The organism is Microbulbifer aestuariivivens (assembly GCF_039545115.1).
Classification (GTDB): domain Bacteria; phylum Pseudomonadota; class Gammaproteobacteria; order Pseudomonadales; family Cellvibrionaceae; genus Microbulbifer; species Microbulbifer aestuariivivens.
In genome coordinates this window covers 1-14,351 of sequence record NZ_BAABRT010000004.1, presented here as the reverse complement: position 1 = coordinate 14,351, position 14,351 = coordinate 1, and the positions used below count along the sequence as shown (strand labels likewise).

General features: G+C 51.9%; 14 protein-coding genes, 1 tRNA gene and 1 pseudogene. 15 read left to right on the top strand and 1 reads right to left on the bottom strand.

Annotation, left to right across the window (positions count from 1 at the left end):
• The first annotated feature begins 223 nt into the window (after nucleotides 1-223).
• The 14 genes and pseudogenes from ftsH to ABEA58_RS03280 all read left to right on the top strand — a co-directional run bounded on the left by ftsH (nucleotide 224) and on the right by ABEA58_RS03280 (nucleotide 10,620).
• Nucleotides 224-2,149: an ATP-dependent zinc metalloprotease FtsH gene (gene ftsH / locus ABEA58_RS03340; RefSeq protein WP_345549102.1), complete on the top strand. Its 1,926-nt coding sequence runs from the start codon at nucleotides 224-226 to the stop codon at nucleotides 2,147-2,149.
• Between the two features lie 84 nt (nucleotides 2,150-2,233).
• Complete coding sequence (folP, locus tag ABEA58_RS03335) at nucleotides 2,234-3,076, top strand: dihydropteroate synthase (RefSeq protein ID WP_345548842.1); 843 nt, start codon at nucleotides 2,234-2,236, stop codon at nucleotides 3,074-3,076.
• Between the two features lie 129 nt (nucleotides 3,077-3,205).
• Nucleotides 3,206-4,585, top strand: coding sequence for a phosphoglucosamine mutase (glmM, locus tag ABEA58_RS03330; protein WP_345548840.1), 1,380 nt, complete (start codon nucleotides 3,206-3,208; stop codon nucleotides 4,583-4,585).
• A 125-nt stretch (nucleotides 4,586-4,710) separates the two neighbouring features.
• Entirely contained in the window at nucleotides 4,711-5,448 is a 738-nt protein-coding gene (tpiA, locus tag ABEA58_RS03325; protein ID WP_345548839.1) for a triose-phosphate isomerase, read from the top strand.
• Between the two features lie 115 nt (nucleotides 5,449-5,563).
• Nucleotides 5,564-5,986 carry a preprotein translocase subunit SecG gene (gene secG / locus ABEA58_RS03320; protein WP_345549101.1) on the top strand — a complete coding sequence of 141 codons (423 nt, stop codon included), beginning with the start codon at nucleotides 5,564-5,566 and terminating at the stop codon, nucleotides 5,984-5,986.
• Nucleotides 5,987-5,996: 10 nt separating this feature from the next.
• A tRNA-Leu gene (locus tag ABEA58_RS03315) sits at nucleotides 5,997-6,082 on the top strand.
• 245 nt (nucleotides 6,083-6,327) lie between these two features.
• A pseudogene (locus tag ABEA58_RS14390) lies at nucleotides 6,328-6,507 on the top strand (hypothetical protein); the annotation flags it as partial.
• Nucleotides 6,508-6,862: 355 nt separating this feature from the next.
• Complete coding sequence (locus ABEA58_RS03310) at nucleotides 6,863-7,189, top strand: hypothetical protein (RefSeq protein WP_345548837.1); 327 nt, start codon at nucleotides 6,863-6,865, stop codon at nucleotides 7,187-7,189.
• 2 nt (nucleotides 7,190-7,191) lie between these two features.
• Nucleotides 7,192-7,509 carry a hypothetical protein gene (locus ABEA58_RS03305; protein WP_345548835.1) on the top strand — a complete coding sequence of 106 codons (318 nt, stop codon included), beginning with the start codon at nucleotides 7,192-7,194 and terminating at the stop codon, nucleotides 7,507-7,509.
• 27 nt (nucleotides 7,510-7,536) lie between these two features.
• Nucleotides 7,537-7,914 (top strand): hypothetical protein, encoded by a 378-nt coding sequence (locus tag ABEA58_RS03300; protein ID WP_345548834.1) that lies wholly within the window; start codon nucleotides 7,537-7,539, stop codon nucleotides 7,912-7,914.
• A gap of 562 nt (nucleotides 7,915-8,476) precedes the next feature.
• Entirely contained in the window at nucleotides 8,477-8,914 is a 438-nt protein-coding gene (locus ABEA58_RS03295; RefSeq protein WP_345549099.1) for an RHS repeat-associated core domain-containing protein, read from the top strand.
• A gap of 43 nt (nucleotides 8,915-8,957) precedes the next feature.
• A complete protein-coding gene (locus ABEA58_RS03290; RefSeq protein WP_345548833.1) occupies nucleotides 8,958-9,467 on the top strand; it encodes a hypothetical protein in 510 nt (169 codons plus the stop codon).
• A gap of 59 nt (nucleotides 9,468-9,526) precedes the next feature.
• Nucleotides 9,527-10,132 (top strand): hypothetical protein, encoded by a 606-nt coding sequence (locus ABEA58_RS03285; RefSeq protein WP_345548831.1) that lies wholly within the window; start codon nucleotides 9,527-9,529, stop codon nucleotides 10,130-10,132.
• Nucleotides 10,133-10,242: 110 nt separating this feature from the next.
• Entirely contained in the window at nucleotides 10,243-10,620 is a 378-nt protein-coding gene (locus ABEA58_RS03280) for a hypothetical protein (protein ID WP_345548830.1), read from the top strand.
• Nucleotides 10,621-11,119: 499 nt separating this feature from the next.
• On the opposite strand, the gene rlmJ is transcribed toward ABEA58_RS03280, so the two are convergent.
• Nucleotides 11,120-11,311, bottom strand: coding sequence for a 23S rRNA (adenine(2030)-N(6))-methyltransferase RlmJ (rlmJ, locus tag ABEA58_RS14385; protein ID WP_425563512.1), 192 nt, complete (start codon nucleotides 11,309-11,311; stop codon nucleotides 11,120-11,122).
• Between the two features lie 1,525 nt (nucleotides 11,312-12,836).
• On the opposite strand from rlmJ, the gene ABEA58_RS03275 reads away from it, so the two are divergent.
• Nucleotides 12,837-13,835: a hypothetical protein gene (locus tag ABEA58_RS03275; protein ID WP_345548828.1), complete on the top strand. Its 999-nt coding sequence runs from the start codon at nucleotides 12,837-12,839 to the stop codon at nucleotides 13,833-13,835.
• Nucleotides 13,836-14,351 lie beyond the last annotated feature (516 nt).

Here is a 14,351-nt window from a genome sequence, read left to right as displayed (position 1 = left end):
ATAAGCTGCGGGCATCCAGGCGGCCGCACTAGCGGCTTTCTCCACCTATACTGGTCGGGTTGGCAGGTGCCGGTGGCGGGAACTGCCCCGCCGCGCTGGAGTCGAATATAAATGGCCGCTATGGCCGGGTTCCGGGGAATGCCCCGGGCAAACCGCTCTTCCGGCTAAATCCCGGATTGGGCGGCAGGATAAGTAAGGCAAGAGGGTGATCCCTTTGAACGATATGGCGAAGAATCTGGTCCTGTGGTTGGTAATCGCGGCGGTTCTGTTGATGGTCTTTCAGAACTTCAAACCGCAGACCCGGGATGAGGCCCTCAGTTATTCCCAGTTTGTGCAGGACGTGCAGTCAGGCCAGGTCAAGAATGTTGTCGTGGATGGGCTCACCATCACCGGGGAAAAGTCCGATGGCAGCCGTTTCAAAACCATCCAGCCGCAAATTATCGACGACGAGCTCACCAACGAGCTGGTGCGCAGTAACGTGCAGTTTGTCGGACGCGAGCCGGAAAAGGCGAGCCTGTGGCAGCAGTTGCTGGTGGCCAGCTTCCCGATCCTGATCATCATTGCGGTGTTTATGTTCTTTATGCGCCAGATGCAGGGGGGCGCCGGTGGCCGTTCCGGGCCCATGGCATTTGGCAAGAGCAAGGCGCGCCTGCTGGGTGAAGATCAGATCAAGACCACCTTTGCGGATGTCGCCGGCGTGGATGAGGCCAAGGAAGATGTGCAGGAGCTGGTGGAGTTCCTGCGCGATCCGACCAAGTTCCAGCGCCTGGGCGGCAATATTCCCCGCGGTGTGCTGATGGCGGGCCCTCCCGGAACCGGTAAGACCCTGTTGGCCAAGGCCATTGCCGGCGAGGCCAAGGTGCCATTCTTCTCCATTTCCGGCTCCGACTTCGTGGAGATGTTCGTGGGTGTGGGCGCTTCCCGTGTGCGCGACATGTTCGAACAGGCCAAGAAGCAGGCGCCTTGTATTATCTTTATTGATGAAATCGACGCTGTTGGCCGTCATCGCGGCGCCGGCGTGGGCGGTGGTCACGACGAGCGCGAGCAGACTCTGAACCAGTTGCTGGTGGAGATGGACGGCTTTGAGGGCAGTGAGGGCGTTATCGTCATCGCCGCCACCAACCGCCCCGATGTACTGGATCACGCCCTGTTGCGCCCGGGCCGTTTCGACCGTCAGGTGTTTGTCGGCCTGCCGGATATCCGCGGCCGCGAGCAGATCCTCAAGGTCCATATGCGCAAAGTGCCACTGGATGACAAGGTCTCCGCGCAGACCATCGCCCGCGGCACACCGGGGTTCTCTGGCGCCGACCTGGCCAACTTGGTGAACGAGGCCGCCCTGTTCGCAGCACGCGCCAATCGCCGCACGGTGGGTATGGAGGAGTTCGAACGCGCCCGCGACAAGATCATGATGGGCGCCGAGCGCAAGTCCATGGTGATGAACGAGAAGGAAAAGGTGAACACCGCCTATCACGAGGCGGGACACGCCATCATCGGGCGCCTGGTGCCGGAGCACGATCCGGTGCACAAGGTCACCATTATTCCTCGCGGCCGCGCCCTGGGTGTTACCCAGTTCCTGCCGGAGGAAGACAAGTACAGTATTTCCAAGCGGGCTATCGAGTCTCAGCTGTGCTCGCTGTTTGGCGGGCGTATCGCAGAGGAAATGACCCTGGGTATCGATGGCGTAACCACTGGCGCCTCCAACGATATTGAGCGGGCCACCGAGCTGGCGCGCAATATGGTGACCAAGTGGGGCCTGTCGGAGAAGTTGGGGCCGCTGCACTATGGCGAGGATGAAAGTGGTCAACCCGGCGCCGGCAACCCGGTTTCCGGCAAGACCTCCAATGAGATCGACACCGAAGTGCGCCGGATCATCGACGACTGCTACGATCGAGCACATAAGCTGCTGGAAGAGAATCGCGATATTCTCGAGGCGATGAAAGACGCACTGATGGAATACGAGACCCTGGACGCAGAGCAGGTGGATGACCTGATGGCGCGCCGCAAAGTGCGCCCCCCCCGCGACTGGCAGGACCCTGGCGTTGGCGCCGGTGGCAATGGTGGCCAGGAAAGTACTGAAGTAAAAGCCGATGAAAAGGCAGGGGAGTCCGATGAGGGCAATCCGGTAGGCGGACCCCTGAAAGGCCACTAAACATGGCGGCATAAATGCGGAAGGCTGGGAAGTGGGCTCTAAATGAGCCGCTCCCCAGCCTTCCGCTTTTTGTTATGAGACCCAATGAAACTGACCTGTGGCAATCGCCTCCTCGACCTGTCGCGCCCGCGCATTATGGGGGTGCTGAATACGACACCAGACTCCTTCTCTGATGGCGGGCAGTACTACCGTGGGGGCGTGTTGAGCCTTGAGAAAGCAGTGGCCCGCGCCCGGCAGATGGTAGATGAAGGGGCGGCGATTATCGATATCGGTGGCGAATCCACCCGCCCCGGTGCCGCGCCAGTCACTGCCGAGCAGGAATTTGAGCGTGTAGTGCCACTGGTGGCGGCCATCGCGCGGGAGCTGGATGTGATCATCTCTGTGGACACCAGCTCCCCCGAGGTGATGACTGCTGCTGCCGAGGTCGGTGCCGGGCTGATCAACGATGTGCGCGCTTTACAGCGGCCAGGAGCACTCAGCGCGGCGGCGCGCACCGGGCTGCCGGTTTGTCTTATGCACATGCAGGGGCAGCCGGGCACCATGCAGGCCAATCCTCACTATGAGGATGTGGTGGCGGAAGTCGCCGGGTTTCTGCGGGAGAGGCTGGCGGCCTGTGAAGCTGCCGGTATTGACCGCTCGCGGGTGATCTATGACCCCGGTTACGGCTTTGGCAAGACCGATGCGCACAACCTGGCGCTGCTACGCAACCAGCTCGAGCTCGCCCCGGAGGGTATTCCGCTGCTGGCCGGTCTGTCGCGCAAATCGATGATCGGGCGCTTGCTGGGGCGGGAGGTGAGTGAGCGTTTACCCGGCAGTCTCGCTCTGGCGATGCTGGCAGCCCAGCGTGGTGCGCGCATCCTGCGGGTGCATGATGTGGCGGCCACGGCGGATGTGCTGGCGCTGCAGGCTCTCGTTGACGGTGATTGAATCGTGTCTGTCTGGCGTCTGGCGTCTGGCGTCGGCGCGATAGCCATAGCCGCGGGCTTGGCTGTTGTCAGCCTCGGGGGGGCATTGCAAAGACATTGAAAAAAGAAAGTGGTTTGTGGGCAGGGGATTATGGCGAGAAAGTATTTCGGTACTGATGGTATCCGTGGACGAGTGGGCGAGGGTGTCATTACGCCGGACTTCATGTTGCGGCTCGGCTATGCCGCGGGCAAGGTTCTGGCGGAGCGCTCGGGCGCCAAGGGTGCCGGTCCCGGCAGGGGTAGCAGGGGAGGGCAGCGCCCCAGCATCCTGATTGGCAAAGACACCCGTATCTCCGGCTACATGTTCGAGGCCGCTCTGGAAGCGGGCCTGATCAATGCCGGGGTCGATGTGGGCCTGCTGGGACCCATGCCCACCCCGGCGATCGCCTATCTCACCCGCACCTTTCACGCCCAGGCCGGGATCGTTATCAGCGCCTCCCATAATCCCTTTCAGGATAATGGCATCAAGTTCTTCAGCGCCGGTGGCGCCAAGCTTCCCGATCAGGTGGAGCTGGATATTGAGGCGGCGCTGGATGACCCTATGAGCACCGCCGGGCGTCTCGGCAAGGCCTGGCGCATCGATGACGCTGCCGCACGTTACATCGAGTTCTGTAAAGCCTCCACGCCCTGGGGCTTCGCTCTGGACGATCTCAAAATTGTGCTGGATTGTGCCAACGGTGCGACCTACCACATCGCCCCCAAGGTCTTCCGGGAATTGGGAGCCGAAGTCATTACCATCGGCGTCAGCCCGGATGGACAGAATATCAATCTGGACTGCGGTTCCACCAAGCCGGCCAACTTACAGCAGGCGGTAGTAGAGCAGGGGGCCGACCTGGGCATCGCCTTCGACGGCGATGGCGACCGGGTGCTGTTTGTCGACCGGGGTGGAAACCTGGTCGATGGGGACGAACTGCTCTTTATTATCGCCCTGCATCGCCAGCAATTCCTCGGTGGCTGCAACGGTGTGGTGGGTACCCAGATGAGCAATTACGGCTTTGAACTGGCGCTGAAGGACCTGTCGATACCATTTGAGCGCGCCAAGGTCGGTGATCGTTATGTGTTGGAAAAGATGCAGGCCAACGGCTGGGCCCTGGGAGGGGAATCCTCGGGCCACATTATCTGCGCGGATGCCACTACCACCGGCGACGGTGTAATCTCGGCCCTGCAGGTGCTGCGGGCTCTCGAGGACTTTGGTGAGTCGCTGGAGGCACTGCGGGCGCGTATGAAAATGCTGCCGCAACATATGATCAACGTGCGGTTGTCGCATCGGCAGGGGGTATTGGAGAGTGACGAGGTGCGACGCGCTGTCGCCGCCGCTGAAGAGCAGCTGGGCGATCGCGGTCGCGTTCTGCTGCGGCCCTCCGGCACAGAACCTCTTATCCGCGTGATGGTGGAAGGCGTAGAGCGCAGCGAAGTGGAGCAGCTGGCTGCCGATATTGCCCGTGCGGTAGAGCGCGTGGGCAACAGTTAAGGACCGCCCTGGCCGGGTCTCTGCCTCTTGTTGATGTGGCGAGATTGGGCGGCGGAAACTTTTCGATTTTCTGTTGTATGTTGGCGGCAATATCGCTAAGATTTGCGCCCCTTGAAGGAGCACACATGCGTAAAACGCTGGTAGCAGCCAATTGGAAGATGAACGGCAGCCGCGAGTTTGCCGAAGCATTTTTCAAGGCCCTGGATCTGCAAGGGGTGAGTGGCGACGTGGCGATTTTTCCGCCGTTTCCCTATCTGCCACTGGCGGCCAGTTTGCTGCAAAATGCTGGCTATGAGCGGACCTTTGTGGGTGCTCAAAATGTCAGCCAGCAAGCAGAGGGTGCTCTCACTGGTGAAGTGAGTGTGTCGATGCTCAAGGACTGCGGTGCCCATTATGTGATTGTCGGGCATTCAGAGCGGCGCAGCTTCTACGCCGAGAGCAATACGCTGGTGGCGCAGAAGTTTCTGGCCGTCAAAGAGTCTGGCCTGGTGCCGGTACTGTGTGTCGGTGAGACTCTCGAAGAGCGTGAAGCATCCAAAACGCTGGATGTGATTGCCGCCCAGCTGGATGCCGTGTTCGCACTGGCAGGGGGTGATTGCTGGAGCGGTGCAGTCATCGCTTACGAGCCGGTCTGGGCGATTGGAACTGGCAAGACGGCAACGCCGGAGCAGGCGCAAAAAGTACATGAGTTTATCCGCGCGCGTCTTGGCGCTGCGGGACCACAGGTACAGATTCTGTACGGTGGTAGCGTGAAGTCCGCCAATGCGGCTTCACTCTTTGAGCAGCCGGATATAGACGGAGCACTGGTGGGCGGAGCCTCCCTCGATGCCCGGGAGTTTGCCGAGATCTGCCGCGCAGCCTGATGACATAGCGTCGGCAGAGCAGCCCGGTAGAATGAACGGAATAGATTGCTTCGCGAATCCGCGGCTGACAGAATACTGAAAACGGGCCAAGGCCCAGATAGTGAGTTTCCTGAAAATGGAAAAGTTGGTTTTAGTTTTTCACGTCCTTACCGCCCTTAGCATTATCGGCTTGATTTTGCTTCAGCAAGGTAAAGGCGCAGAGGCCGGTGCATCCTTTGGCGCCGGTGCCTCACAGACAGTTTTTGGCAGCCAGGGCAGTGGTAATTTCTTCTCCCGCCTGACCGCCATTATGGCCACAGTATTTTTCGTCACCAGCCTTGGTCTGGCCGTACTGGCCAAGCAGGATGCAGGCGCTGGCATTGATGAAGATCTGCCGCAGGTTCCCGCCGCGGTAGAGCAGCCGGCTCCGGCTGCAGATGTACCGGTGATCGATAGTGATGTACCGGTTTTGGACGAGCTTCCCGCTGAGGAAGAGACGTCAACTGATGAGATTCCCCAGGCTGAAGAGCCTGAAGCCGGGGGCGCTGATCAGCAGTAAAACAGTTTATGCCCAGGTGGTGGAATTGGTAGACACGCTATCTTGAGGGGGTAGTGGCCTATGGCTGTGCGGGTTCAAGTCCCGCCCTGGGCACCACATTGAAAGCCGGCTTGACCCGGTATCCTTCCGAAAGCCCCGCAATGCGGGGCTTTCGTGTTTCTGGAATATCCATTCTCACCTGTCGCCAACCGGTGGCATCTGCGCCATTTGACGGTACTCTAGGCGCGACGGCCACCTAGATCGGCTCCCTACACTGGAATAGCCCCCAAATCAGCACGGAACTGGCCTATAGCGCTGAATTGCGCAGAAATTAAGATGCCGCCTCTCGGGAAAAAAGCCATCGCTTCAGCGATGGAGGGAGCCTGTACCTGCTCGTCAAATCAGAAGGACCGGAATACTGGCGTGTGACGTACAGGGTAGCAGGAAAGGAGATACTGGCCATTGGCCCTTTTCCGGTGCCTGTCTCAGGGAGGCTCGAGAGCAACGAGGTGGGGGTGAAGCGTGCACCGCCTGCCTATTGACCCCGTAAGGCACTATCAGGAACAGTGATTCTAGCGGTAAATAATTAAAGTTATGACGTATTATTTTCTTTGGTAAACCTTAAATGGGCATCAAGAATTGGTGGATACTAGTGCCTTTGGGCCACAGAGTAGTTGTATGGTGCGATAAACGAGGAGCCTTAATTTTACACTGACCCCAATTATTCCGAATGGCTGTGGGGTAGAGGTAAACACTAATGGCGAGATCAAACCCTATGGCGGAAATGCCTATGGCGGTCAGCAGAATCAGGCCGAGTGGGCGCCACTGGAAGGCTTGTCAGGTGCGTCCGCACCCGAAGGAGCTGTGCCGGGGGCCTTCCAGACTTCCGGGGTGTATTTGGCATTTATTCTTGAGTATGCTGAGCGTGGTTATAATCCCCGGGTTAGTGGTGAAACCTCTCAGTATATAAAAGAGTTTTTCGGGCAGCGTTGGGATGACGAATCGGCCTATACGCTGGCTTCTACCAATGATGAAGATGCATTGAGTCTCGCGCAGGTGACTGGTGGAGTGACTTCAAGTGGGGGGCAAGACCCTGCAGAGCAAAATAATTTACCCGAAATATTTACTGATAAGAAATTCAAGCTCCGCCTTGATTTGGCTCTTTCATATGTTGGTAGTGCTGTCGGTATGACAAAGAGTGGCACAAGGAGAATTCGACATTAGGTTTGATTATTAGAAAATATAAGAATTTTCCCATTGAGCCTGATTATCCTGACGGATTGGTGCCAACAGGATATGAAAATTGGCATGGTATATTTGTATTTACCCTTGGTCGTAGTGAGAGGTTAATAACGGATGCTGCGGCAATAGTGGTATCTTTACCCCCCCCCTTCTACGATGATGAATCAATAGCAGGCCGCACATCCCGTTGGAATACAGTTTCCAGAGATATAGGAGCTCCAGTCATAGTCCGAGCAGACAAAGCAGTAGAAAAATGGATTTTTACCGGATCTGGAAGCCCTATAGCATATAAGTTTGACTAATTTTTATTTGTATATTTTGGTTATTTTATGAAAAAACTTGTATTGTTTGTTTTTTTGATGATTATCTCTTGCACATATAAGGAAGAATTGTTGCGAGTTTCTTTTGTGGAGCTGCTGGCTGATCCCGGTAGGTTTGAAGGTCATAGGATCCAAGTCTTTGGCTACTTCACAATGGGAATTGGATCCGAAATTTTTCTTGATGAAATACATGCAGTTTTTGGTGATGTAGCCTCTTCAATAAGGGTTATAGATAGGACGCACAGTGGAGAGATGACCATTAATTGCAATGATAAATACGTAAATGTTAGGGCAACTTTTGAAATGTATAAGGGGCAGTATTCTCTAGTGAATGTTGAGAAGATTGATGTTCAAGGGAGTGCGCCTTGCTTCATTAGAGATGAATAACTGGGGGCGGAGCAAATAATAGGGAATAATTGGGGTCAGCAAAATTAGGGTCAGAGTAACATTTTGCATCTTAAATTTTTTCTGCGGAAGCTGGTAATCCTCTAGCTGCAGTTCAAGCAGCTTACTGTGATCTTGCAGGCGCAAGAAGTAACTGGCGATGGGCAGAGGGTCGGGGTGGAAGCTAAGGGGTCGGATTTATTGAATAATTGGGGTCAGAGCAACATTTTGCTATTTTCATCTATCACCTGTTGCCATACATGTACCCTGTGTAAGGGTGATCTGGATTTAGAATAAGCTGAAAAGATCCGGCGGCGTGATACTATTTAACTCTGCTGTAGGTGATTTATTGTAGTGCCATTGAAGGGCACTTATTAACCTGCCTGTCGCACTTTGTGATAATTGGTGTTGCAGTCAAATGATGACGTATTATGCTCTCTTGATAGCCTTTAACGGGTATCAAGAGTTGGATCTCAAAAGTGCTTTTTTATTTGTGGTCAGAGAGTGGTTTTATACTGCGATAAATAGGGCGTCTTAATTTTGCACTGACCCTAATTATTCCGAGCTGGGCCGCTTCCTGCAGGCCGACCCCATGATCGACGGCGTGCAGGATACGCAGGGCTATAACCGCTACAGCTATGTAAAGGGCAACCCGCTGACGCTTACCGACCCAACCGGCTATTACAGCTGGGGGGACTTCCGCAAGGATTGGAAAAAGTTTTTCAATGAGAAGCTATGCCCAGACAGCTGTGGTGTCGGGATGGACAACAATGGCAACCCAACTGTTTATGGCGGAAATGCCTATGGCGGCCAGCAGAATCAGGCCGAGTGGGCGCCACTGGAAGGCTTGTCAGGTGCGTCCGCACCCGAAGGAACTGTGCCGGGGGCCTTCCAGGCTTCCGGGGAGTATTTGGCATTTATTCTTGAGTATGCTGAGCGTGGTTATAATCCCCGGGTTAGTGGTGAAACCTCTCAGTATATAAATCGGGCAGCGTTGGGATGACGAATCGGCCTATACGCTGGCTTCTACCAATGATGAAGATGCATTGAGTCTCGCGCAGGTGATTGAGGCATCAGTTTCAGATGACAGTTCGGCAGCTGCACAAAAGGGTATCAGTGAAACTCCTGCCATCAAAGCGCTGAGAGAAGCACGTAATGTTGAAGGCTACTATATGGCCATGGCGGAGCTAGGTGATGCATATGCCCTCCGTGCTCTGGTGGTAGTAAGGAATGAATGTGCCGGTTTTGATACATGTATGATGGCATCGGCAAACTGGATGCTTCAAGCAACAGCAGCAATAAACTTCGTAGATGTAGACATGCAGGATGTAAGGGTGCGCCTCATGAATGCGCACGCATCAAAAGTGGCAGAGGATACGCAAGGAGTACCTGGATTGCTGAATGCTAGACAAGTTGCAGATTACCACTTTGATGTATTAAGAAGTATTGGCTTGCCTGCTGCAACCTTTGGAGGAGCGCCTCTTACTGGAACACTTTTGGAGGTCGATTTCTGGAGGCAAGTTTATGACTGGTGCGCGGGGTGCGATACGGAATGAGGTATTTATTAGTAATTGTTTTTATTATCCCTTGTCTGCTGTTCGCTTCAGAGAGGACAGTGAAGTACACCTTTCAAGGTGCAAGAGTCGAAGTGCCGGCAGACTATGTAATTGACCTCTCTCTTGTTGGTCTCTTTAAATCCTGGATTGGGCTTGATGACGATAGCGGAAGTTTTACTTTAGCAATAAAGCCAACTGACATCGCTATGGGTATAGATGGATACGTTGCAGATGTTAATGGTATTGAGCAGGTGGTAAGAGTCTCTATATTCGATGTATATGGGGAGTCCAAAGAAAAATTGCTTAGTAGCAATAGGTATGCTGATGCTTGGTATGCGATCAATGGATATGAAAACCGAGAGGTTATATCTCAGGATGGTCTGTTTTTGCTATTTGGAAGCAAAGGTTATCGGGGAGATTTTTTGGTGTTATCTGAATTTCCTGAAAGCACCAAAGAGATGCCGGGAAATGTGAGAGACTTTATTGTGGCCAGGTGCTTTGGGAGTAATTTGGAGCCATTTAAGAACGTAACTTGTAGTAGCAAATTCCTCGTGGAGGGTGGGTTGCTCACAGAGCTTTCCTATTCATTCGAAAATATTATGTTTAGCAGAGAAATAGAATCATTTGCTAGGGAAAAACTAGATCGCTGGGTTGAGGTTTATTAGTTGAATATCCTCTTGCACAAAAGGGTCCAAGCGTCTTAGGGTTCATTGAGGAAGAAGGTCTTAATGTCCTTCTTCGTACCGGCCAATCTCTTGGTGGTGCAGGACAGGTAATGCTTGGCGTTTCGATTTGCCCTGGCACATTTGGTTGGGGTTGTGGGGTTGGTGCGTTAATTGTCGCGAAGGGCGTAGATAATTTGCAGGCCGGAATTAGAGGAGCCGACAGTGTTTCTCAGCAAGTTTCAGTTGATGTCACTGGAAGCAAGAAATCTGGGACTCTAATTAATTTTGGATTAGATTTGGGGGCATCTGTTTACGGGCTCGCTCGAAGTATACCTAAAGTAAGCCAATACGGAACACCGTACAATGCTGCTTGGTATAAAGGTGTCCCGGGCTACAATGAACCGGCCATTAAACAGACAGGAAATCTGTTGCTGACAGCTGAGTTGTTCTCAAGCGGTACGGGCATTTTTTCCGTTGTTGAAGCTTAAAAATGTTGGAAGCTGGAATGGATTTTTTAATACCGCTAGCATACATGCTGCTACTTAGAGCGATTTTGTTTTTAATTTCTCGAATATTTCCTTCTGAGGTCAGCATGTATGTCGTAGTATTTTTTTTGTTATTTATGGCTTTTGCGGTCCCATTGCCGCTCATCCTGATGGAAAAGGGGTTTATCGCGAAAACTGTGCCAAATATTATCTTGTCAGGGGTGGCATTTTTTTATTTTGGATTTCTTGTTACAAAAATTATTAATCGTTGGATGGTAAAATAGTTTTAATAGTAGCTGGAATAATTGAATAATTGGGGTCAGAGTAAGATTATGGCGTGGAATGCCTTGAGTTAAATCTACTCAGGCAGGTGAGGTTATGCAGCTTGATGCTGTTTAAAATCAAGCAATAAAAAATTTTCAGGCCCTATTACTGGAGCAGTTGGATTCCCCATTTCCGTAAATGGGTTGCTGCACTTAACATAAATGGATCTGCTTCTGTTCTATTCTTGCGCGGCATTATTTTGTATGGCTGGTACAAAATTGGGGTCAGAGTAATATTTTGTCATCTTAAAGTTTTTCTGCGGAAGCTGGTAATCCTCTGGCTGCAGTGCAAGCAGCTTACTGCGATCTTGCAGGCGCAAGGAGTAACCGGCGATGGGCGGAGAGCCGGGGTGGAAGCTAAGGGGGCGGATTTATTGAATGCCTCCACAACGCTTGCATAGCGCTTGTGTTGCGGCCAGTCAGCGAAGTTCAGCCTGGCTGCGCCGTCGCTGTGTTCTCCAGATTTTTGGATTAAATGAGTACCCCATTATTTTCTAAAATCGAATCAGCTCCCAGCTGCCATACCCATACCCATACCCATACCCATGCCGATACCCTTAAAAGAGTATGGTTTGATGGGAATGGGATGCTGTTTAATCTGCAGCCCATTTTTAGTTTGTTTTTAAGCTTTGCCTGTGTCGCCTGTAGTTAAGCCGGCAAGCTCCCAAAAGCTTAGGGTCCGCAAATATACCCGCTGCCCAGTAGCCGTGTGGCTCGCGCTTAGGAGGCCTGGTTTCCGGCAGTGAATAGGGAATCGGTAATTCCTTCTCCTAAGCTGTCTCGCTGGCGCAATTCCTCAGCAAGACAGCACATCTTATCTTAGCGGCTCATGATCTTATCCTGCGTCCGTGCGAACTCCTGCCCCGCCAGCTCAACCTAAATCTGTCCGCTTGCTATCAGGGCGCGTTTTCCGCACATTTCGAGAGCGGAACTATCGCGCATTGGGGGCTGGTGAGTGATCGGGCTGTAAAGGCGGTCCGAGTGTACTCAGGGATTCGCTTATCGCGTTTTGTTGTATTGGGTTATTCAAAATCTGAAGGGTGCAAAGGGATATCGCTAGGGAGGCTGGCAATATCAGGAAAATGTAGGGTGGAGCCCGCATTTAAAATTTGGGTCAGAGTAACATTTTGTCATCTTAAAGCTTTTCTGCGGAAGCTGGTAATCCTCTGGCTGCAGTTCAAGCAGTCCGATGCGATCTTGCAGGCGCAAGGAGTAACTGGCGATGGGCGGAGGGTCGGGGTGGAAGCTAAGGGGTCGGATTTATTGAATAATTGGGGTCAGAGCAACATTTTGCTATTTTCATCTATCACCTGTTGCCATACATGTACCCTGTGTAAGGGTGATCTGGATTTAGAATAAGCTGAAAAGATCCGGCGGCATGATACTATTTAACTCTGCCGTAGGTGATTTATTGTACTGCCATTGAAGGGCACTTATTAACCTGCCTGTCGCACTTTGTAATAATTGGTGTTGCAGTCAAATGATGACGTATTATGCTCTCTTGATAGCCTTTAATGGGTATCAAGAGTTGGATCTCAAAAGTGCTTTTTTATTTGTGGTCAGAGAGTGGTTTTATACTGCGATAAATAGGGCGTCTTAATTTTGCTCTGACCCTAATTATTATACGGAATTCCTGAGCGGGCGTATATTTGGTGGGGGGGCGTTTATCCTCAAATCGTGCTCGATTCAAATGGAAACCCGGTTTTGGGGCAGAACGGAAGCCCGATTCCAAATCCACATGCTGGAACAGCATGGTGTTTTAAATATGGTGAAGGGGAATGGATGACCGGTAGGAATTATTCGGCAGTACGTAGTACTGTGGCTTTAGAAGCTGCCGCCGGCCAGGCCCTTGGTCAGCCTTCTAATAATCTAATTGCGTGTCCTTGAGGAGGGGCTATGAAGAAGCTATCTAAGCTATTTTTGTCAGGGTTAGCGCTTCTTTCACTTATATCTTCAGCTGAAGATATTTCGAATCTTGACGTCGGAAAGGCTCCGGATCCTGAGATGGGTTGGTTCATTCCAGGTCATGATGTGAAAGTTTACAAATTTATTAGGCCAGATGATAGTTTGGCTGCATATGTAGGCTCTAAGGATGAAGGGATCTACTTTGCGCTTTACTCGAATGCCAAAATTGGGAAGTGGAATATTAAGGGTGGTGCAAGAGAATTGCTATCTATAACGTCTTTGTCTAGATGGGATAGTGAATATATTGAGCCAGAAGTTAAGGATACTTACTTATATGGGATGGAGTGGTCAGAGGTCTTGAGCGAGGCCAATGATCTCATGGGATGTATATTACGCGCGCCATTGCGATATGGGGATATCACGGAGAGTGGATATGGTGATTTGGTAATTGCCCTACCGAGTGAATATTCAGTGGATTGGTCAATTTTTTCTTTGGCTCTAAACAAGATTATTTTCTCTAGTAAGTTAAATTATACAAATACAGTTTCTGCATCTGAAGTTCCTGCTTATCTTACATCCGACTTTCCGGGAATGGAGTATCAATATTGGTTGCGTACTGGCGTCGAATCTGACCGTCCTGGTCAAATGAAAGCGGGGATTAGGGCATACGGAAAAATTTATCAGGGCGATTGGGATAAAGATGGAAAGCAAGATATTCTTTTATGGAAAAAACTTTACGAATCAAGAATAAAAAGTGACCAAGTTCATGGGTTTAGACTGATTCGTCAAAAGTTTATGCATTACGAGTTGGTTGGCGGAGTTTATCAGCCAGTTGATACCGAAGAATCTATGATTGAAGGCTGGCTTTTGCAAGATGGGCTCACATGGAAAAAGGGATATCCGAAAAATAGTGAGTGCCCGAATAACCAGAACGAACTTATTACAGAAATGCATGATCCACTACTAAATGATCCGGACGTACTACAGTAGCACCTCTTGTTGCTGAAATATTTACTAAGTTTCCAGTTCTCCGCTAATCGAAGGGCTAGTTTGGTTTTTTGCGGAAAAATGGCCACCCACTAATTGAGAATAATTGGGGTCAGAGTAAGATTTTGACATCTTTATCTTCCTTACAGAATTGGGGTCAGAGTAACATTTTGTCATCTTAAAGCTTTCCGCCGGAACTAGTAATCCTCTGGCTGCAGTTCAAGCAGCCCGATGCGATCTTGTAGGCGCAAGGAGTAACCGGCGATGGGCGGAGAGCCGGGGTGGAAGCTAAGGGGGTGGATTTATTGAATGCCTCCACAACGCTTGCATAGCGCTTGTGTTGCGGCCAGTTAGCGAAGTTCAGCCTGGCTGCGCCGTCGCTGTGTTCTCCAGATTTTTGGATTAAATGAGTACCCCATTATTTTCTAAAATCGAATCAGCTCCCAGCTGCCATACCCACACCCACACCCACACCCACACCCACACCCACACCCACACCCACACCCACACCCACACCCA